The sequence below is a fragment of the Bacillus sp. FSL W8-0183 genome, from assembly GCF_038006825.1.
GTDB lineage: Bacteria > Bacillota > Bacilli > Bacillales > Bacillaceae > Bacillus > Bacillus altitudinis.
This window is the reverse complement of sequence record NZ_JBBOVY010000001.1, coordinates 1574837-1594832: the sequence shown is the minus strand read 5'-3', so window position 1 is coordinate 1594832 and position 19996 is coordinate 1574837. Positions and strand designations below refer to the sequence as shown.

The window sequence follows — 19996 nt, the reverse complement described above, 5'->3', positions numbered from 1 at the left end:
CATATCATTCATCATGAAGTCGTAATTTCTTTTAACACATTATATAAACGTATGGCCGCATCTGGTACTCCGAGTTCTTTTGTTAAACGGCTCATTTGATGTAGTTTCTCGTCATTACCAGCAATTTCATCAATTGCATGAAGCAAGCGATCTCCAGAAAGCTCTGATTCTCTTAAAACGATCGCAGCATCATGTTTTTCAAGTGATCTTGCGTTAATTTCTTGATGATTTGCGGTCACGTATGGACTTGGAATGAAGATGGTCGGAATTCCAAGTGCCGTCACTTCAGCAATCGTTGTGGCTCCAGCTCTTGCAACAATGACATCAATTGATTTTAAATACTCCGGCATTTGATGCAAGAAAGGCTTTGTGATCATATTCGGTGCTTCACCTTTTTCTTTTAATTCGTTCAGCACTTTTTCATAATGAACCTCACCTGTAATATATAAAAGCTGATAGTTCTTTGCCTTTAATTCATCTTGCATGTCAATCACTGCTCGATTGATTGGGGCTGCACCTCTGCTCCCACCAAAAATGAGAACCGTTTTTTTCTTCTCATCCAGCCCAAACTCTTTAAGAGATTTTCCCTCTTTAATAGAGACGACTTCAGAGGCTCTTGGGTTTCCCGTAAAAACAACCTTTTCTGAAGGAAAGTGTTCCTTTGCTTCTTCAAAACAGATGGCTACTTTATTCACATACCGTGCCAGAAACTTATTTGTGATGCCTGGCAGGCTATTTTGTTCGTGAATGATCGTCGGGATTTTTAGCTTAGACGCAGCATAAACAACAGGACCACACACATAACCACCTGTTCCAATAACAGCATCCGGCTTAAATTCTTTTAAATAAGATTTACTTTTTTGGACGCCCTTTAGAAACCTCATCACTGTTTTTACATTATCAAAGGAAAGCTTTCTTTTAAAACCTGAAATTTCAATTGATTTAAAAGGGATATTTTCTCTTTCTACAATTTTCTTTTCAAGCCCATTCTCAGTGCCAATATATAAAAATTCCACATCAGGATGCAGTCTTTTCACTTCTTTAATAAAAGCTAGAGCAGGATAAATATGCCCGCCTGTTCCGCCTCCACTAATAACTATACGCATTATACCATTTCCCCTCAATTTTTTTCTGCTCTGAACAAAGTATAAACCCTGTTTTAAACAACAGGGCTCCGTCAAAACCTGTAAAGAAGAGTCGATCATCATGTTTTCGAAACAAAAACTGCCATTTTCACTCTTCAAATCATTTTTTCATACTTTTGCAAAATAAAAGTCTATATGGTTTCATGAACTATCAGCACATTAATATCTAGCATACCTGCTTACATTCAAAAGTACGCCAATTGCCATCAGCATTAATGTCAGTGATGAACCGCCATAACTTATGAATGGGAGTGTGATGCCCGTCACAGGGATGAGACCAGTGACAACTGCGATATTAATCATTACTTGAATGGCAACCATTGAGATGATGCCCACTGCCAAGAAACTTCCATATAAATCTGGTGCACCGAGGGCTATTCTAATGCCTCTCCACAATAGAACACTAAAGAGCAGCAAAATGAGTGATCCACCTATAAATCCAAGTTCTTCAGACAATATAGCAAAGATAAAGTCTGTTTGAGGCTCAGGCAAATAGAAGAATTTTTGTCTACTCTGACCTAGCCCCATTCCAAACAGACCGCCTGGACCGACAGCGTATAAGGATTGAATAATTTGAAACCCGCTACCAAGTGGATCCTCCCAAGGATTTAAATAAGATGTAATTCGTTTTATTCGATAGGGTGCTGATAAGACAAGTGCGGCAAATCCGCTAAGCCCTAAAAGACCGAGAAAGATAAAGTGAGCGATTCTCGCACCTGAAACAAATATCATAATAATACAGGTTCCAACCATAACCGTTCCTGTACCTAGGTCCGGCTGCAGCATAATGATGGCAAATGCGGAAAACACAATGCCTAGTGCTGGGGCGAAACCTTTACGAAAGGATGTGATATTCTTTTGTTTTTCAGATAAGAATTTTGCAAGAAACGCAATCATCGCAAGCTTCATAAATTCAGATGGCTGAATACTAAACGCACCGACACCAATCCAGCTTCTTGAACCATTTCTCTCCATACCGATACCAGGAATCAAGACAAGCACGAGTAGGAGAAAACACACTGCAATCAGTATCTTTGACCAAGTCCGCCACGTCCAATAATCGACCCGCATAATGAAAAACATTGCGATAACTCCGATTCCGGCAAACAAAAGCTGTCTTTTTGCAAAATAAAACGAATCATCAAATTTATACGATGCCCAGACAGCACTTGCGCTGTACACCATAATTAAACCAATCGTCAATAAAAGTAACGTAATGACAACAAGCAAAAAATCCGGAGAAGTTTTCTTATTCGTCAAGAGACCGACACCCCAAGCATAATTTCATTTGGGCTGTCAGTCATATGAGAGACAAGCCCTTATTTAAGCATATGCACGGCGTTTACAAACATGTCTCCTCGTTCTTCAAATGTTTTATGCTGATCCCAGCTTGCACAAGCTGGAGACAATAAAATCACGTCTTCTTCTTCAGATATGCTAAACGCCGCAGGTACTGCTTGTTCAACATTATCGACATGTTTTACGTGATGTATTCCCAGCTCTTCACCAAGCTTCACAAACTTAGGCGCAGTCTCACCAAATGTAATTATTCCTTTTACATTCTTCATAAAAGGTTTTAATTCATCAAATTCATTGCCACGATCCAGTCCACCTGCTAGTAAAATGGTCGGCCGCTTGAAGGCAGACAAAGCTTTACTTGTTGCCAGTATATTGGTCGCTTTACTGTCATTATAAAATTTTCTATTTTGAATCGTCTCCACAAATTGCAAACGATGCTTCACTCCACTAAATGTAGTAAGAACTTGCGCAATCGCTTCGTTTGAGCAGCCTGCATTTTTTACAACGCAAATAGCTGCTAGAATATTTTCTTGGTTATGCTCACCAGGAAGAACAACATCCTTGAGGTCAATGACATGTTCATTCATATAGTAGATGGCACCATCTTTAATAAACGCTCCATGTGCTACCGGCTCTTTAACTGAGAAAAACACTTTTTGCGCTTTCGACTCTTCTGCTAGTTTAACAACAGATGGATCATCTAGGTTAACCACAGCTATGTCATCTTCTTGTTGATGTGCATACACTTTCTGTTTTGCTTTTTCGTATTCTTCACGCGTGTGATGATAGTCTAAATGTGCGTCAAAAATATTTAATATTAAGCTGATTTTAGGTCTGAATTCAACGGTTCCCATTAACTGAAATGAAGAGAGCTCAGTTACGATCCATTCATCGCCCGCTGCACGCGCAGCAACTTCACTTGCGACCGTTCCGATATTGCCTGCTACCAATGTTTTTTGGCTGTCTTTTTTCAACATTTCATAAATCAAAGTGGTCGTGGTCGTTTTTCCATTTGATCCGGTAATCCCAATAAAAGGAGATGAGGTCAAATGATACGCCAATTCTATTTCAGTCCAAACTGGAATTTTTCGGCGAAGCGCCTCTTGAACCATCACATTCTCATAAGGAATTCCAGGGTTCTTAATTAAAATCGTAATTTCTTTATCGTCGAACATACGAAGAGGATGACTGCCACAAATGACATCAATCCCCTTTTCAGAAAGTAACTGAGCAGGCTCGTTTTCTTCAAAAGCTTTTTGGTCATTGACCGTCACGTTTATTCCGTGTTCGTGAAGAATTGAGGCTGCCGCATATCCGCTTTTTGCAAGGCCTAGTACTAGTACATGTTCGTCTTTTAACATTTGCATCCTATTCAATTATAACCACACCTCGATGTAAATTCCTAAAACAGCAAGCAATAAACCAGCTGTCCAGAAGGTGACAACTACTCTCCACTCAGACCAGCCAACTAACTCATAGTGGTGGTGAAGCGGGCTCATCTTAAAGATTCTTTTTCCAGTTGTTTTGAAGGAGATGACTTGAAGGATAACGGATAACGTTTCAACAACAAATACTCCTCCAATAATGACGAGTAAAATCTCAAGTTTCGTTAAAATGGCAATGGCCACTATGGCACCGCCTAAAGCAAGCGATCCCGTATCACCCATAAATACTTTTGCAGGATGCGCATTAAAGACAAGGAACCCAAGGACAGCGCCTGCTACTGCTACCGAAAAGATCGCCACATCATACTGAGATTGATTCCAAGCCAATATAGCAAAAGCTCCGAATGCAATAGCAGCTGTTCCAGATAATAAACCATCAAGTCCATCCGTAAGGTTTACCGCATTAGAACCACCGACAAGCATGAAAACGACGAGGATAAAGTATGCCCATCCTAAGTCAAAGCTGACATCTGTTCCTGGAATGCGAATAGTCGTTGCAAACTCATAATAATGGAAGACTGCATAGAAAATCACAGCAATCACAATTTGCCCGATCAGTTTTTGTTTCGATGTTAAGCCAAGATTTCGTTTCATCGCTACTTTAATATAATCATCTAAAAATCCTAATAATCCGTAGCCAAGGGTGACAAATAACAATAAAAACATTTCTGGACTAATCTCAGAGAATTTGTTAATCATCACGATCGTTGTAATTGTAATAGAAAAGATAATCATAATTCCACCCATTGTTGGGGTACCAGATTTCTTTTGGTGAGACTGAGGTCCTTCTTCTCTAATACTTTGACCAAATTTAAGCCTTCTTAAAAACGGAATAAAAATCGGGGATAAAAGAACACTGATTAAAAATCCCATTATGATTGTAAACAATATCACCTGTTCAAGCATTGTTCTTTACTCCTTCCGAATTTCCAAAGCCGTTTTCCATTAGAAAATAGCATTCATTATTATGATATTCATTCGTGTCTTTCGTATGTTGTTTTTGTACAAAATGCTTCATTTCATTACACTCTTTTCATCATTTTTAAGATTTGTTTAGATCTAAAATAGCGTCCGCTGCCACCTTGGCATCATCAAAGTCATAGACTTGATCACCAATGATTTGGTACGTCTCATGGCCTTTTCCAGCTATTAAGACTGTATCGCCCTTTTTTGCATTAGCAATGGCAAAAAAGATGGCCTGTTTCCGGTTCACAAAGCTGTGATAATAGGCGTTTGGCACGCCATTTTCCATGTCTTTCAAAATGGCTGATGGATCTTCACTTCTTGGATTATCTGATGTGAAAACAGGCTCATCTGCATATTTCACAGCGATTTGGGCCATCTGAGGGCGCTTGGTTTTATCACGGTCGCCCCCGCAGCCAACTACACAGAAAATTCTACCTTCTGTTAATTCTCTACACGTAGTCAGTACATTTTCTAAACTGTCAGGTGTGTGCGCATAATCAACGATGACTGGGAAGTCTTGATCAAAATTCACAAGTTCGAATCTTCCTTTGACTCCCTCAAGTTCTTCAATGGCACTAACGATCGTTTCAAACGTTAAGCCTGATACAATTCCTACTGATACAGCTGCTAGAATGTTATACACATTGAATTTCCCAATAAGGGCAACCGTCACGTTTTTTGTGCCGATTGGGGTGATCAAATCAAATTGTGTTCCCTTTGGTTTGATTTGAATGTTCTTTGCCATTACATCTGATTCTTGCTCTAAGCCATACGTCATAATTTCAGCAGCTGTGACTTTTTCAAAATAATTAGACGCTTCATCATCTGCATTTAAAATGGCATGCTTCGGCTTATCGTGCTGAAAGGCACTTCCGAGCTGGGAAAAGAGTAAGCTTTTTGCATGTTTATATTCTTCCATTGTGTTGTGGTAGTCCAGATGATCTTGGGTAAGATTTGTAAAGACGGCAATATCATAATCACATCCATGAACACGCCCAAGATGCAAAGCATGTGATGACACTTCCATAATGGCCGTATCTACGTCTTGATCAAGCATCTGCTTAAAGGTCTTCTGAAGGGTGACACTCTCAGGTGTTGTGTTTTTCACTTCGAGAATTTCATCGTTTACCTTCATATACATCGTACCGATTAAACCTGTTTTTTTATCGGCTTTTCTCATGATTTGCTCAATCATGTGTGTTGTGGACGTTTTCCCGTTCGTTCCTGTAATACCAATTAGATTGAGTTTATGAGTTGGCTGTTCGTAAAAAGCATCTGCCATTCTTGCAAGTGCTCTTTGAGAGTGTTTTACAATAATGACTGGTACATCTGTTATGTGAAGTGGGTGTTCTGCTACAATCGCTGCAGCCCCGCTTTTCACAGCTTTTTCAGCGTAATCATGTCCATCTACTGTATAGCCTTTTATACAGACAAAAAGACTCCCTTTTTTCACTTCTCTTGAATCCATTTCAATGGAAGTAATCTCCGGATTTTCGTTTATCAGTTCACTGTTTTCACTTTTAAAGTATGTAAGGAGTTCTTGTAATTTCATTTCATATCAAACCTCTCAAATTCGTTCACGTGCATGTCTTGTAAAAAAAACACACAGTCTATATTTTATCGTAAAAAAAAGGATACATCCAGCGTATTCCTTAAGTTTCTCTTGGAAAAAACACACTTTATGCTCTTTTTTTAAAGCGGCCCTTCACTTTCAACAAAAAGAGGCAGCCGAATGAGTGCGGCTACCCTCTGTTCATTCTTTATTATTCATCATTTAAGTATAATCGGATCGTGGAACCTTCTTTGACCTTTGTGCCGGCAGCAGGCGATTGCTTCACCACTTTACTGCCAGTTCCTGAAGCATCAATCTTTAAATTAATCAGGAGTGATTCAAGGTCAGAAACAGATCCTCCTACAAGATTCGGTACCTCAATGGTTTTTGTGTCCAGCCATTGGTACTTCTTTTCAATTTGTCCTTTTCTTTTTTTCACGCCCATTTCAGGCAGACTGTCTCGCATAATATGGCCCACAATAGGTGCTGCTACTGTCCCACCAAATTGAATCGTGCCTTTTGGGTTATCTACTGCTACATATACAACAATGCTTGGATCATCCGCAGGTGCAAACCCGATAAATGACACAATGTGGTTATTTTCCATGTACTTTCCGTCTTTTACTTTCTGTGCTGTTCCTGTTTTTCCGCCCACCCGATATCCTTCAACGAATGCATTCCGGCCAGTTCCTTGAGCGACTACACTTTCAAGGGCATACCTGATTTCTTTAGACGTCTCCGCTGAAATGACTTTCTTCTTGGCAATTGGTGATTGCTTTTTCACCACCTCTTTTGTAATTGGATCGATCCATTCTTTTGCAATATACGGCGTGTAAAGCGTTCCTCCATTTACTGCGGCTGCCACTGCAGCTACTTGTTGAATCGGCGTAACAGATACACCTTGACCAAAGGCTGTTGTTGCCTGTTCTACAGGACCAACACGATCAAGCGGGAACAAAATTCCTCTACCTTCTCCTTGAAGGTCGATGCCTGTCTTTTGACCAAAGCCGAAATTTTTAATATAAGAAAATAATTTATCTTTTCCAAGACGGTCGCCTAGCTCGACGAATCCTGGGTTACAAGAGTTTTGTACCACTTCTAGAAACGACTGTGATCCATGTCCTCCCTTTTTCCAGCATCTGAGCCTTGCGCCATCCACTGTCACAGATCCGCTGTCAAAAAATTGATCACGTTTTAAATTTACTTTATTTTCTTCCAGAGCAGCTGCCAGTGTAATGATTTTAAACGTCGATCCTGGCTCATATGTGCTCCACACCGGTAAGTTTCGGTTAAATACTTTTGAATCAACTGATTGATAGTCAGCCGGATCAAAGTCAGGTCTGCTCGACATTCCCAGCACCTCACCATTTTTCGGATTCATGGCAATGGCAATCATGCCATCTGGGTTATATTTTGCCTGAGCATTGTCTAGTTCTCGTTCGATGATGGTTTGCACTTTTGAATCAACTGTTAATTTCATATCAAGCCCATCTTTAGGCGGTGTATAATCATCTGCTTCATCTGGCATTTTCTGCCCTTTTGCATCAGAATAAAATTTCACAGAGCCTTTTTCACCTTTTAGGTCATCATCATAGTACGCTTCTAGCCCAAGTAAGCCTTGATTATCAATTCCAGCAAAACCTAATACATGAGATAAGAAACTTCCAAACGGGTAATGTCTGATGCTGTCTTCTGCTACATAGACTCCATCTAAATCAAGTTCTCTGACTTCTTTTGCTTTTTCATGAGATACTTTTCTCCCCTCTGGGGAAATTCGTTCTATAGACGTTTTCTTGGTGACATGCTTGTACGCTTTCTCCTCAGACATATTCAGTACTGCAGCTAATTTTTTGCTTGTTTCTGCTGGGTCTTTCACCTGCCGCGGCACGACTAAAATAGAGGGAGCACTTTTGTTCGTCGCAAGCTCCACCCCATTTCGGTCCAAAATATCTCCTCGTTCTGGTTCAAATGGGAGGTTACGGCTCCATGAATCTTTCGCTAAACTTGTCAGCTTCTCGCCCATAATAAACTGCACATATCCTAATCTAGTATCTATGATGAAAAAAATGATCACCCCAAACAGCAGCACGAAAAGCAATCGTTTTCTCACTGTTACACTTGACACTCGCACGCCCGGTTCACTCCTTACATATGGCTTGTTTTCATCATATGCAGGCTCGTCTTTTTATAGAACGATCTCGTCCATCGCTCAAGCAAAAGAAAAAAACCTAGCAAATGATTTGCTAGGTTTTCAAGTTAATTTGGACTTTTGAAGGTCACTGTGACGACTTTATCTGAAATCTCCGCTCCACTTTTCACGCTTTGTTTGACAGCATATCCCTGTCCATTTGTTTCAATATGCACACCTGAAATAGACGCATATTGAAGAACTTCCCTTCTGGACCAGCCTGTCATATCAGGCATTTTAATGGTTTTCCCTGCTGTTTTCAAAAAGACTTTCTGGCTTTCAGAGAATTCAGAGCCCGCACTTGGCCATTGGCGTTTAATGGATAGACCGTCACCAATGACAACAGGTGATAACTTTTTGTTTTTTGCTTCTGTTTCTGCCTGTTTCACTTCTAAATCTAGGAATGACGGCATTGTTTCTTGTTTTATTTTCTGTTTGCCAGATTTTATATCGTCTGTTTTTGTTGGTGCGATATTTAAATAGAGCAAACTATTTTTCATCACAGGGTTAAAGATTTCTGAAACAGGGGCAGAGCCTGTTTGTGTTTCAGATAGCTGAGGCTGTTGGACAGCCACATAAACGAGCAGCTTCGGATCATCTTTTGGTGCCATTCCCATAAATGAAAAGACGTAATCGTTTCTCCCTTGAAGGTAGCCGCCAGCACCGCCAATTTGTCCTGTACCCGTTTTCCCAGCGACATCAAAACCTTTGATTTGGTATGGCTGTCCAGTGCCAATTTTTGAGGAAACGACCTCACCTAAAATGTCACGGACTTGCTTCGCTGTATCAGAAGAAATTGGTTTTCCTGCTACTGTTGGTTCGTGCTGTAAAATTGTTTTGTTTGTGTTCGGGTCTGTAATATGATCGATTACATATGGCTTCATCATCGTTCCACCGTTTGCAATGGCTGTCGCCGCTTCAATTTGCTGAATTGGGGTAATCGCGGACGCCTGACCATAAGCAGTCGATGCTTTGTCATATTCGTATCTGAAATTGATTTTACTAGACGCTTCGTTCGGCAAGTCTATGCCTGTTTTGTCATAGAAATGGAATTTTTGCAAGTATTGTTCGTAGCGTGTGAAACCTAACTTTTCTTTTGCCAGTTTCGCAAAAGCTACGTTTGAAGAACGTAGCACACCTTCATGAAAATCAATTTTTCCCCAGCCATTTCCGTTGTTATGGTCTCTTACAAGACCGCCGCCTACTTTATAAGTACCAGACTGATACTTGTCACTGTCTTGGTACACTCCTTCTTGGATAGCAGCAGCAAGTGTAAAAATTTTCATCGTTGAACCTGGTTCAAATGCGTAAGAAATGACATCGTTGTTATAATTCGTAATGTCGAGTTCATTTAAATTAAAGCTTGGCCGCTGTCCCATTGCAAGAACTCTTCCCGTTTTCGGATCAACGACTGTCGCAATGATTTTCTTCGGCTTATATTTTTTAGCGACCTGCGTCATACTTTCTTCAAGAAATGCTTGAATTTTTTGGTCGATGGTCAGTGTGACGTTTTTCCCATCTTTCGGGGCAACGATGTCTTCTTTACTATTCGGAAGTGCCCATCCGCTTCTGTCGCTGTTATACGTTACATAGCCATCTTTTTCTTTTAAATATTTATTCAGAGCCTTTTCTAGACCCATTGCGCCTGACATGTCCTTGGTGGCTTCATCTAATCTAGCATAACCGATTAAGTTCGAAGCGAACATGCCGTTTGGATAATACCTCTTTGTATCTTTTTCAAAGGCGATCCCAGGAAGTTTTAGCTTTTCAATTTTTTCCTTAGTTGAAAAACTAATATCCTTTCCGGCTTTACCAAACTCGACTTGGAATGCATCTTTTGTATTCAGACGCTTTAAAATTTCACTCTCAGTCATATCAATGACTTTTGACAGCTCTTTTGCTGTCTTTTCTTTGTCAACGACATGCATCGGATGCTTTGGATCGACCGTCATTTTCTTGCTCATGATCGCAATCAGTTTATACACAGATGTATCTTCCGCAATCACATTTCCGTTTCTGTCTAAAATGGACCCTCTTTTGGCTTCAAGTGTTTTTTTCGATTGATATTGTTCATTGGCTTTTGCAGCTAACACTTGTCCATCGACGGTTCCCGTAATCTGAATATAAATAAAACGTGCAAGGATGATAAAGAAAAACAGGGCGAAGCAAATACTCGCAATTGCCGCGCCTCTGTTCATCATTTTATTCTTTTTAGGCATCGCCATGTTAATCGACCTTCTTAACATCTTTCGATATGCTTAAGCCTGCTTTTTTAGCGGCTTTAATGATTCTCTCTGGTTCACTTAGTAAATCTTTTTCCTTTTGCAGTTCAGTGATCTTTTTCGATTCCAAAGACACTTGCTGTTCTAGTTTCTGCACTTCGATATTTGCGTGATAAACAGCAAAGGCTTTAGAAATGATGAGGATCGAGCTGCACATGAGAGCCATGACAAACATGACAAGTAAGATTTTTTCACCAAGTGTAATAGAACCTCTTCTTCTAATCACAACCGATTGACCTTGTTGCTCGGTTTGATGTTGCTTTACTTCTCTTTGGTAAGCCAAATTACTCATAAGAAACCTCCTTTTTATCATCATCTATGGTGTCGTTTACTTTTTTTCTGCAATTCGGAGCTTCGCTGAACGGGCACGGTTGTTATATTCCAGCTCTTGTTCTGATGCAACGATTGGTTTTCTCGTGATCAGCTTCAGTTTTGGTTCAAGTCCTTCTGGAATTACTGGCAGTCCGTGCGGAAGTTCTGGAAGAGAAGACATTTCTTTAAATGTACTTTTACAAATCCGATCTTCAAGTGAATGGAATGTAATGACAGAAATTCTCCCCTTCGGATTGAGTAACTCTATTGCTTGTTCTAGTGCTTCTTCAAATACTTTCAATTCATCATTTACGGCAATTCGGATCGCTTGAAATACTCTTTTCGCTGGATGTCCGCCTTTTCGTCTTGCGGGTGCGGGAATTCCTTCTTTAATAATGTCGACAAGCTCTCCTGTTGTTTCAATTGGCGCCTTTTTTCTGGCTTCTTCAATTTTGCGTGCGATTTGCTTGCTGAACTTTTCTTCCCCATATTTGTAGAAAATCCGAACTAGATCTTCAAATGGCCATTCATTCACCACTTGTTTTGCCGACAAAGCAGCGGTTTGATCCATTCGCATGTCAAGAGGTGCATCATGGTGATAACTAAAGCCTCTCTCTGGTGTGTCAAGCTGAGGTGATGAAACCCCAAGATCAAAAATCACACCGTCTACGCTTGTAATTCCTTGTTCATTCAGACGTTCTTTTAAATATCGGAAGTTGCTTTTTATGAAAAGAATGTTCGCTTTAACATGTGCGAGCTTCTCTCGTGCATGATCCAGTGCAGCATCGTCTTGGTCAAACCCAATCAATGTACCTTTTTCTGATAATTGAGATAGTAAATATGAGCTATGACCTGCGCCGCCTAGCGTGCAGTCCACATATGTACCGTCTTCTTTGACGTTTAAACCGTCAACTGTTTCTTTTAATAATACTGTCTCATGTTGAAACATGATGATATGGTCCCACCTTTTTCAAATAGAAATGAATGTGTAGAAAGCTTGCTGCACAAGGGATTATTATATATCAAATCCAATCATGTTTTCAGCAATTTCAGCAAAAGAATCTTCTTGCTCTTCTGTATATTGTTCCCAGATCGACTTACTCCACAACTCAATTCGATTTGAAACGCCGATGACCACACATTCTTTTTCGAGTTTTGCATATTGGAGTAGGTTGGATGCGATGTTAATGCGCCCCTGCTTGTCCAGATCACATTCAACTGCGCCGGAGAAGAAGAACCGGGTAAACGCACGTGCATCTTTTTTCGTTAGCGGCAGTGCTTTGAGTTTCTCTTCAATTAGTTTCCACTCACTCATAGGGTAGCCAAATAAACATTGATCAAGCCCTCTCGTCAGCACAAACTGTTCTCCGAGACCGTCTCTAAATTTAGCAGGGATGATCATGCGCCCTTTTGTATCAATCGTATGTTGGTATTCACCCATGAACATGATCATCAGAGCCCCACTTTCTCACCTATACTCTCCACTATCCACCACTTCTCTCCACAAAACTTATTTTACACTGTTTCTACATAAAAAAAAACCCTGAACTAGTCAGGGTTCATTAAAACTTTATTTCAAAGTTTGACAATTTGTTGCTTGTTTTGAAATGAAAATGGCAGATTTTTGAACGTTTTGAAGAATTCTGGACCATATTTGTTTAAAAAGTACATGATATTCCAAATTCTTTCTTGTGGTGCTTCGAGTGGTTTTAAACTATTTTCAATCCGTTCAAAATCTCGAAGGATGTATCCTTCCTTCTCTTCCACACGCTTTGCAACCTTCTGATAAATAAATTGAAGCTGGTCTTCTATAAATTTGGCATTTTTATCTAATAGCTGTTCAAAGCTTGGTTCGATCTCTAGCGCTTCTTGTCTCATGGCCTCGTGAACATTCGCTAATTCACGTTTGGCATGTTGAACCGATTGAACGAAGCTGTCTGGAAGACTTTGCTGAAAGTGCGCATCCTTCTTTTCTTTCACGCCTTTTGTCAGCACTTCTTCAACTGACAATTCTCTTATCGGCAGCTTCTTATCAATATGCCGTTCAAGAATGGTGACGTGCAATCTTGGAAGAACGGGTGCCATTTTGACATCGAAGTACTCGAAGATGCCTTTCAGCTCACCCCAATAGTTCACTTCACCGTGTCCAGCCATAAAAGCAAGCGTTGGAAGAAGGGTTTCCTGCATCAATGGACGGGTCACCACATTATTGCTAAACCGCTCTGGGTGCTCCTCGACTTCCTGCAAAAGCTCATCTTTTGTCCAAGTAAGCCCCACTTCAGATATAGAAAATTGGCCATTCTCTTGTTCAATGAGGAAACGCTCATCATCATATTCGTAAAACAAGTTGGCTTGATGGTCACCAGCTTCAATAATCGGCTGATACCCCGCTTGTTCCATGGCAGCTTGCGTGTTATTTAAGTGAGCCACGATCGCATCACTCGACTCCACAATTTGCTTGAATAACGTACGTTCAAGTGGCTTCACGCCGAAGTCTCCTGAATTCAATAACAGCAGTCCATCTTCTTCAAATAGATCGCAAACAATCCACTCAAAGAAATCAGTAAACGTTTCTGATTTGCGTAAACATCGAAGAAGCTGATCAAACAAGTCATTTGTGTAAGCAGATTCCTCATAGGTTGAAAATACATCACGAAGCCATCTCTCTGTTTTCTCTTGGTGGAGAGGTGTTCTTTTCGCAGCTGTTTTTTTCACATGATGTAATGGAAGCTTTTGTTTGACTGGGCCTTTTTCGCCAGACGTGTACACAAAGTTAATTTCGTCTACGTCGTGATCTTCACCCGCTACCCAAAAGACCGGAATAACAGGAACGCCAAGCTCTGATTCTTTTTCTTTGGCAAACTGAATAATGGAAATGATTTTATGTATGGTATAAAGCGGACCTGTTAAGAGGCCTGCCTGCTGTCCTCCAACCACCATGACGCTCCGTTCATCACGGATCTTCTCAATATTCTCACGCATGGCAGCCGAATCAAATTTTGCATGATATGCGCTCATATAATCCGCTAAAGCCTCGCGCGGGAAGCTCCTTTCCATGAGATCGTCGTATCTCTTTTTCCATGTGTGCTCAGAATGTATATCATAATCAAAAAAAGCAGTCATCTCTTTTTTTTCTTCTATATAATCACGTATGAATAAATTCTGACTTCGGATGGAAAGTTCAGTCAATTGCATGTTTAGAACTTCCTTTCTTCAATAAATAGTTAGTTTCCCGAAAAAAGTATAGCATGTAAATGAGCTCACTCAAAAGATTTTGTTTGCTTTTTTTCCAATACTTCCAAGCTTCTATTCAAGAAAGTGAGGAATGGCGGCGTCATCCCTTGACCTTGAGCTTTTTTTAAAAGGTAGCCAATGATTGCTTTTCTTTCAGTTTGGCGGCCTTTGACGATATCTTGCAGCATCGACGATTGATTGGCAGCCGTTTGATGGCAAATTGATTTCACATGAGCCCATAGACGATCTTTCTCAAGCAACCCTAGAATGGAAACCGCTTCTTCAAATGCACATGTCATCATATGTTCATATGACGGGTTCGATACCAATTCCCCATTATTCACATGTAATAAAGCCGTCAACGGATTAATACACACATTGACGAGCAGTTTTTCCTCCAGTACTTTCTTCCATTCATCTGTATAAACCATTTGAAAATCGACCGTTGATAGTTCACTACCCATAGGTTCTTTTTCCTCATGCAGAAATGCTCCCCACTTGATGACACCAATTCCTGTATGGTTTACTGCGCGATCAGACACCTTCATTGCGCCATGCTCTACTACACCAATATATAACTGATGTGCCGTTTTCCAGTTCTTTAAATCGACGAGGTGGGCCATTCCGTTCTGCAAAAATAAGATCCGATGACGAGGCAGTCCCGATAATTCCCCTAGAACATCTTGCAGATGATGATACTTCACTGTCACAATCAGCAAATCAAATATTCCTTTGACCCCCGTATCGGCCCCAACAGCTGATTGAATGGTTTCCCCTCTTACCATTCGTTCGATGCCTAATGCTCGAATTTCTTCTGCCTGCTGTTTTCTTCTTGTAAAGACGGTGATGTCATGATGCTCTGATAAATAACTGGCACAAAGCAGACCAATCGCACCACCGCCAATGATTCCAATTTTCAATTGCCGCACTTCCTTTTTTCTGTTTACTTCATGTTATCAACCATTTTACCAGTTTAGTGCTACGATGCAAAAAGCAGATAACGCGCTATGATTGAATTTTTTTAATTAAAAAACTATAATAATAAGTGTAAAAACTTTTTTAGGCGGATGGGATGAAAACGCCTTCAATGACATCACTGTCGACATTATGTGTGTAAGGGGGAAGATCACATGACACAAGTAAAACGTCTTCTGATTAACTACAAAACATTAGAGGAATTTAAACAATTTAAGGAATATGGCATACAAGAACTTTCCATGCTTGAAGACCTAGAAAGTAATATGATTGAAAATGACAGCAACTCTCCATTTTATGGGATTTACTTTGGAGATAAGCTTGTGGCACGTATGAGCCTCTATCAAGTAGATGGCTCGACGACGACGTATTTTGACCATAATCATGATTATCTAGAGCTGTGGAAGCTAGAAGTGTTGCCAGGATATCAACGTAAAGGATACGGCGAAGCACTTGTTGATTTCGCAAAATCTTTTGGCCTTCCAATTCGAACGAATCCACGCGTCAAATCCGCTGGTTTTTGGGATAAAATGGGCTTTGAAGCGGTGAAATATGATATGGAACGCGATAAAGGAGAAAACCCACTCATTTGGGAGCCTGCACATATTCAAAAGAACACAGGTGAGTCCGCTTAATCATTTTAATCATTAAGAAAACGCCCCTCTTTCCATCTATGAGGGGCGTTTTCTTATTTTGCGTAATCTTTTAAGCTGATATTCTGTTTGACTCTTTCAACAATACCAATAAGTGCCCGGTAATCTTCTTCTGTCATTTTTAATTGACGTTTCAGCTGTTCATTTTCTTCGGTGAGTGATTTTAATTGCTGCTGTGCATCTTTAAGCTCCTCCCGTAAATAAGCTGGACCAGATGGTTCTTTCTCAAGCTGCTCTAGAAACCGAATTACTTCTCGAAGCGTCAGTTCAGTCTGATCAGAAGATGCCTTCTCTTCTATGGTGAACGCATGCTGCGGTAAACCCGAAGAATGGATACCAATTTTTTTACGCAGTTCTTTTCGCTGTTTTTTGGCAAGCTCAATGCCTGCCTGGTACTGCTTTCTGACGTAAGAATTCCACCTGAATCCACATGCTGCTGCTGTTCTTGACAATGCTTTTCCAACCTCTTCAAATGCTGAAAGCTGGGTACCCCCATCTCGGATATGCCTTAAAACAACTTCTGCTAAAAGTAAATCTTCATCTTGTGTCCATGCGTCCTGCCGTGTAATCGTCAACTCATCATCCCCCCTGAATCTGAATACCACATCATATGCGCTTACTAGAGTAGATAGACTATTTGCAGGAGAGAAACCTAAAAAATAGATCAATAAAAAAACGCAAGGGAAGATTCCCTCACGTTTTTTTATCAAGCATTAGTTGCTTTTTACGTCTTTGCCTTTGTATGTTCCGCAAGATTTGCAGACACGATGAGAAATTTTCATTTCACCGCATTCTGGGCAAGCTACCATACCAGGTACTTGTAGTTTGAAATGCGTACGACGCAATCTTTTTTTCATTTTAGAAGTTCTTCTAAAAGGTACAGCCATTATTCCCACCTCCTTAAAGAGTTAAGATTCATTATTTTCTTCTAAGAGCTTCTTCAAGCCTTCCAGACGAGGATCAATTCGGTTTTGATGTGCATCTTCCGAAATGACCGCCCAGTCATTCCCTTCCTGTGGTGCAGCACCTTTTACGTCAGCTTGGTCGCAAAAGATTTGCATGGGCACTTCAAGAAGAATTTCTTCCTTGACTATAGGCGTTAAGTCGATGATATCGTCTTCTACAACAGATACGTCTTCATCTTCTATATCGTCTGTCTTATGAAGTACAAATAGTTCTTTTGTTGAAATCGCAAATGGATAATTTACATCAACAAGCGTTCTTGAACAAGGCAATGTCATTTCACCTGTGATGGTTAAATCAAATGCGACTTGCTTTGATTCGATCACTCCAGTCCCATTCACCTCTACTGGTGAAATACGACGTATATCTGAATGAAGGCTAGTAAGTTCATTTAAGTCAACCGTCTCATGAAAATCGAAGCTGTTTTTAGCTTTTTGATGTAACTGATAAACTGTCCATTTCAATTGTATCACCTCTAAGAGCAACAAACATGATTATAGCTTTCATCATGCTATTTGTCAATATTTTTTCTTTACAGTCCTTCATGATGTCAAAGGGCTGTTTGACATCAGTTCTCGGAATGCCTACACTGAAAAAAATGGTCTTCATTTTTCCCTTATGCTACTGTAGCACAGACCATTTAACCATAGCAAGAAAGGCGGAACATCTATTGAAAGCAGTGGGAGTCGTTGTCGAGTACAATCCATTTCATTATGGGCATGCCTATCATGTGAATCAGGCGAAAAAACAAACCTCCTCAGATGTTGCCATTGCCATCATGAGCGGTTCTTTCCTCCAGCGCGGGGAGCCTGCCATCGTCTCAAAATGGGCACGTACAAAAATGGCACTGCAAAACGGCGTAGACATTGTGTGTGAGCTTCCATACATATATGCCGTACAAAAGGCAGAAACCTTCGCCAATGGCGCTGTGTCCATCCTCGATGCATTAAAATGCCATTCTCTTTTTTTCGGCAGTGAGGATGGAGAAATCAACGCATTTGAGCGCACAGCACACGCTTGGCATGAAAAAAAGGCAGAGATTGATCTTTTAACAAAAGAAAAGGTGAAAGAAGGTCTTAGTTATCCCGCAGCAGCAGCAGGTGCGTTTCAAGAGGCCATTCATTCTGAACACTTACTGGATTTGTCCAAACCAAATAACATTTTAGGCTTTCATTATGTTAAAGCCATCTTAGAGAGAGCTCCTCACATGCAGCCTTTTACGTCTCAAAGAATTGCATCTGATTATCATGATGAAGAACTGCCTGACAACCAAAAAATCGCAAGCGCCACAAGTATCCGAAAAGCTTTAAAAGAACAGAGCTCATTTCAAGCAGTCACGCCCTACCTCCCAGACGCTACTTTAAAGCAATTACACGACTATCATTCTTCATATGGTCTTTTACATACGCAAGAAGCCTATTTTCGCTTTCTGAAACATGTTTTTCATACAATGGATACGAGTGAATTAGAGGGCATCTATGAAATTGAAGAAGGCATTGAACACCGCATGCAAAAAGCCATGACACATGCATCTTCCTACGAGGAGTATCTATCACTTGTCAAAACAAAACGATATACGTGGACAAGGTTACAGCGGATGAATACGCATCTATTAATGAACGTGAAGAAAAAGACGATGCACGAGCTGCTTGAAGAGAAAAAAGCGCCCTATATTCGTTTACTTGGAATGACAAGGAAAGGACAACAGTACTTGTCTCTTGTAAAAAAAGAGTTGGATGTACCACTTGTGAGTAAACTGTCTTCCTTTTCACATCCCGCCCTTGATCTTGATATTCGGGCTTCAAGGGTGTTCAGCCTTCCCATCTCTGAACCCATGCAAACAGAATTAACAAAAGCAGAGTTTAAAACATCACCGATTCGATATGATGAAGAGAGCGGACTCTTTTCATCTCGATAGAAAAAAGCAGCCTGATTGCAGGCTGCTCTTTTTTATGATGCTTTCTCTTTTAATTTGTTTAAATAGTTTAGTGCGTCCTGCATGGTATCCACAGGAACGATTTTCATATCACTTTTAATATCTTTTGCTGTTTTGACTGCATTTTTGTAATCAGAGTTTGGGTCACCTTTATCATTCGGTGCAAAGAAGATGTCTTTTCCTGCTTTGTCTGCTGCAACAACCTTTTGATCAATTCCGCCAATCGGTCCGACTGTACCATCTGCATCAATCGTTCCAGTTCCTGCGATCGCATAGCCATGTGTTTCATCTTCTTTTGTCAGCTGATTGTAAATTTCAAGTGACATCATTAAACCAGCCGATGGACCGCCGATGTTTTCAATATCCACTTTCACAGAAGGAGACACTTTCACATGACGGTCTGTAAATAATGATACGCCAATTCCCACTCGTTTTGGCTCTTCTTTAAATGGTTTTAACGTCACGTTCTGCGTGATTTCTTTGCCATTACGTTCAAGTACAAAACGGACAGTCGTGCCTGCTTTTTTACTGCTGATATACGAAACCATTTTATCTGCTGACTCATATGTATGGCCGTCGACGCTTTTGATCTTATCGCCCACTTCAATCTTCCCATATGCAGGCATTCCTTTCATCACATAGCTCGCATATACCCCATTAAACGTATAATCTACTTTTTTCCCTGCTTTTGTATAAGCGGCAATCATCGCATTTTCTTGAGAACTTTTCATGAGCTGCAGCTGCCGTTTCATATAATCCTCATCAGACTCTCCGTCCGCTTTAATATTTTCTTCTGGAACGATTTCGTCATACTTGTTCATTTTTGCAAGCAAATACGTATATGGATTGGCTGGACCTACTTTAATGGTCATAAGAGAAAAGCTGCCCTTCTCGCCATATCCTCCGTCTACTTGAATGTGTGGCGCAATTTCTGTTGCATCACCTGGCTTTGTGACGTAATAGGGCAGTTTCACAAAAGTTAAGCCAAATAAGACTAGAACAACAGCAAAAAAGCTGAGCCAGCGAATATTTAATTTTTTCATTCG

At 40.4% G+C, this 19996-nt stretch carries 18 protein-coding genes; 2 read left to right on the top strand and 16 right to left on the bottom strand.

Annotation, left to right across the window (positions count from 1 at the left end; genetic code table 11):
* Positions 1 to 11: 11 nt before the first annotated feature.
* The 12 genes from murG to NSQ64_RS08330 form a co-directional block, all read right to left on the bottom strand.
* Positions 12 to 1106, bottom strand: a complete 1095-nt coding sequence (gene murG, locus NSQ64_RS08385) for an undecaprenyldiphospho-muramoylpentapeptide beta-N-acetylglucosaminyltransferase (RefSeq protein ID WP_268382597.1) — start codon at positions 1104 to 1106, stop codon at positions 12 to 14.
* 198 nt (positions 1107 to 1304) lie between these two features.
* Complete coding sequence (gene spoVE, locus NSQ64_RS08380; protein WP_039166797.1) at positions 1305 to 2405, bottom strand: stage V sporulation protein E; 1101 nt, start codon at positions 2403 to 2405, stop codon at positions 1305 to 1307.
* 59 nt (positions 2406 to 2464) lie between these two features.
* Positions 2465 to 3811: a UDP-N-acetylmuramoyl-L-alanine--D-glutamate ligase gene (murD, locus tag NSQ64_RS08375; RefSeq protein ID WP_445684655.1), complete on the bottom strand. Its 1347-nt coding sequence runs from the start codon at positions 3809 to 3811 to the stop codon at positions 2465 to 2467.
* Between the two features lie 9 nt (positions 3812 to 3820).
* Positions 3821 to 4795 carry a phospho-N-acetylmuramoyl-pentapeptide-transferase gene (mraY, locus tag NSQ64_RS08370; protein ID WP_007499771.1) on the bottom strand — a complete coding sequence of 325 codons (975 nt, stop codon included), beginning with the start codon at positions 4793 to 4795 and terminating at the stop codon, positions 3821 to 3823.
* A gap of 136 nt (positions 4796 to 4931) precedes the next feature.
* A complete protein-coding gene (locus tag NSQ64_RS08365) occupies positions 4932 to 6407 on the bottom strand; it encodes a UDP-N-acetylmuramoyl-L-alanyl-D-glutamate--2,6-diaminopimelate ligase (protein WP_178930118.1) in 1476 nt (491 codons plus the stop codon).
* Between the two features lie 211 nt (positions 6408 to 6618).
* Positions 6619 to 8538, bottom strand: a complete 1920-nt coding sequence (locus NSQ64_RS08360; RefSeq protein ID WP_019743279.1) for a stage V sporulation protein D — start codon at positions 8536 to 8538, stop codon at positions 6619 to 6621.
* Positions 8539 to 8663: 125 nt separating this feature from the next.
* Positions 8664 to 10814: a penicillin-binding protein gene (locus NSQ64_RS08355; protein WP_341018264.1), complete on the bottom strand. Its 2151-nt coding sequence runs from the start codon at positions 10812 to 10814 to the stop codon at positions 8664 to 8666.
* A gap of 7 nt (positions 10815 to 10821) precedes the next feature.
* Positions 10822 to 11169, bottom strand: a complete 348-nt coding sequence (gene ftsL / locus NSQ64_RS08350; protein WP_268382595.1) for a cell division protein FtsL — start codon at positions 11167 to 11169, stop codon at positions 10822 to 10824.
* A gap of 36 nt (positions 11170 to 11205) precedes the next feature.
* The gene (gene rsmH, locus NSQ64_RS08345; RefSeq protein WP_007499781.1) at positions 11206 to 12138 is read right to left on the bottom strand and encodes a 16S rRNA (cytosine(1402)-N(4))-methyltransferase RsmH; all 933 of its coding nucleotides are present in this window, start codon (positions 12136 to 12138) and stop codon (positions 11206 to 11208) included.
* Positions 12139 to 12204: 66 nt separating this feature from the next.
* The gene (mraZ, locus tag NSQ64_RS08340) at positions 12205 to 12636 is read right to left on the bottom strand and encodes a division/cell wall cluster transcriptional repressor MraZ (protein ID WP_003211163.1); all 432 of its coding nucleotides are present in this window, start codon (positions 12634 to 12636) and stop codon (positions 12205 to 12207) included.
* Between the two features lie 128 nt (positions 12637 to 12764).
* Positions 12765 to 14384, bottom strand: coding sequence for a bacillithiol biosynthesis cysteine-adding enzyme BshC (gene bshC / locus NSQ64_RS08335; RefSeq protein ID WP_337902703.1), 1620 nt, complete (start codon positions 14382 to 14384; stop codon positions 12765 to 12767).
* Between the two features lie 65 nt (positions 14385 to 14449).
* Positions 14450 to 15343, bottom strand: a complete 894-nt coding sequence (locus tag NSQ64_RS08330; protein ID WP_159159609.1) for a 2-dehydropantoate 2-reductase — start codon at positions 15341 to 15343, stop codon at positions 14450 to 14452.
* 210 nt (positions 15344 to 15553) lie between these two features.
* Here NSQ64_RS08330 and NSQ64_RS08325 point away from each other — a divergent pair, with 210 nt between their 5' ends.
* Positions 15554 to 16033, top strand: coding sequence for an N-acetyltransferase (locus tag NSQ64_RS08325; RefSeq protein ID WP_007499784.1), 480 nt, complete (start codon positions 15554 to 15556; stop codon positions 16031 to 16033).
* 53 nt (positions 16034 to 16086) lie between these two features.
* On the opposite strand, the gene gerR is transcribed toward NSQ64_RS08325, so the two are convergent.
* The 3 genes from gerR to NSQ64_RS08310 form a co-directional block, all read right to left on the bottom strand.
* Positions 16087 to 16626 (bottom strand): sporulation-specific transcriptional regulator GerR, encoded by a 540-nt coding sequence (gene gerR, locus NSQ64_RS08320; protein ID WP_268355678.1) that lies wholly within the window; start codon positions 16624 to 16626, stop codon positions 16087 to 16089.
* Between the two features lie 138 nt (positions 16627 to 16764).
* Positions 16765 to 16938, bottom strand: coding sequence for a 50S ribosomal protein L32 (gene rpmF / locus NSQ64_RS08315; RefSeq protein WP_008354700.1), 174 nt, complete (start codon positions 16936 to 16938; stop codon positions 16765 to 16767).
* Between the two features lie 21 nt (positions 16939 to 16959).
* Positions 16960 to 17478: a YceD family protein gene (locus NSQ64_RS08310; protein ID WP_268355677.1), complete on the bottom strand. Its 519-nt coding sequence runs from the start codon at positions 17476 to 17478 to the stop codon at positions 16960 to 16962.
* 206 nt (positions 17479 to 17684) lie between these two features.
* On the opposite strand from NSQ64_RS08310, the gene NSQ64_RS08305 reads away from it, so the two are divergent.
* Positions 17685 to 18932, top strand: coding sequence for a nucleotidyltransferase (locus NSQ64_RS08305; RefSeq protein WP_445684640.1), 1248 nt, complete (start codon positions 17685 to 17687; stop codon positions 18930 to 18932).
* A gap of 32 nt (positions 18933 to 18964) precedes the next feature.
* Here NSQ64_RS08305 and NSQ64_RS08300 read toward each other — a convergent pair whose 3' ends face one another.
* Complete coding sequence (locus NSQ64_RS08300; RefSeq protein WP_017359372.1) at positions 18965 to 19993, bottom strand: SepM family pheromone-processing serine protease; 1029 nt, start codon at positions 19991 to 19993, stop codon at positions 18965 to 18967.
* Positions 19994 to 19996 lie beyond the last annotated feature (3 nt).

Excerpts from the sequence above, each read along its gene's own strand:
- NSQ64_RS08355 (WP_341018264.1), bottom strand. The coding sequence starts at position 10,814 with ATGCCTAAAAAGAATAAAATGATGAACAGAGGCGCGGCAATTGCGAGT.
- murG (WP_268382597.1), bottom strand. The coding sequence starts at position 1,106 with ATGCGTATAGTTATTAGTGGAGGCGGAACAGGCGGGCATATTTATCCT.
- rpmF (WP_008354700.1), bottom strand. The coding sequence starts at position 16,938 with ATGGCTGTACCTTTTAGAAGAACTTCTAAAATGAAAAAAAGATTGCGT.
- NSQ64_RS08325 (WP_007499784.1), top strand. The coding sequence starts at position 15,554 with ATGACACAAGTAAAACGTCTTCTGATTAACTACAAAACATTAGAGGAA.
- NSQ64_RS08365 (WP_178930118.1), bottom strand. The coding sequence starts at position 6,407 with ATGAAATTACAAGAACTCCTTACATACTTTAAAAGTGAAAACAGTGAA.
- rsmH (WP_007499781.1), bottom strand. The coding sequence starts at position 12,138 with ATGTTTCAACATGAGACAGTATTATTAAAAGAAACAGTTGACGGTTTA.
- bshC (WP_337902703.1), bottom strand. The coding sequence starts at position 14,384 with ATGCAATTGACTGAACTTTCCATCCGAAGTCAGAATTTATTCATACGT.
- mraZ (WP_003211163.1), bottom strand. The coding sequence starts at position 12,636 with ATGTTCATGGGTGAATACCAACATACGATTGATACAAAAGGGCGCATG.
- mraY (WP_007499771.1), bottom strand. The coding sequence starts at position 4,795 with ATGCTTGAACAGGTGATATTGTTTACAATCATAATGGGATTTTTAATC.
- NSQ64_RS08300 (WP_017359372.1), bottom strand. The coding sequence starts at position 19,993 with ATGAAAAAATTAAATATTCGCTGGCTCAGCTTTTTTGCTGTTGTTCTA.
- ftsL (WP_268382595.1), bottom strand. The coding sequence starts at position 11,169 with ATGAGTAATTTGGCTTACCAAAGAGAAGTAAAGCAACATCAAACCGAG.
- murD (WP_445684655.1), bottom strand. The coding sequence starts at position 3,811 with ATGCAAATGTTAAAAGACGAACATGTACTAGTACTAGGCCTTGCAAAA.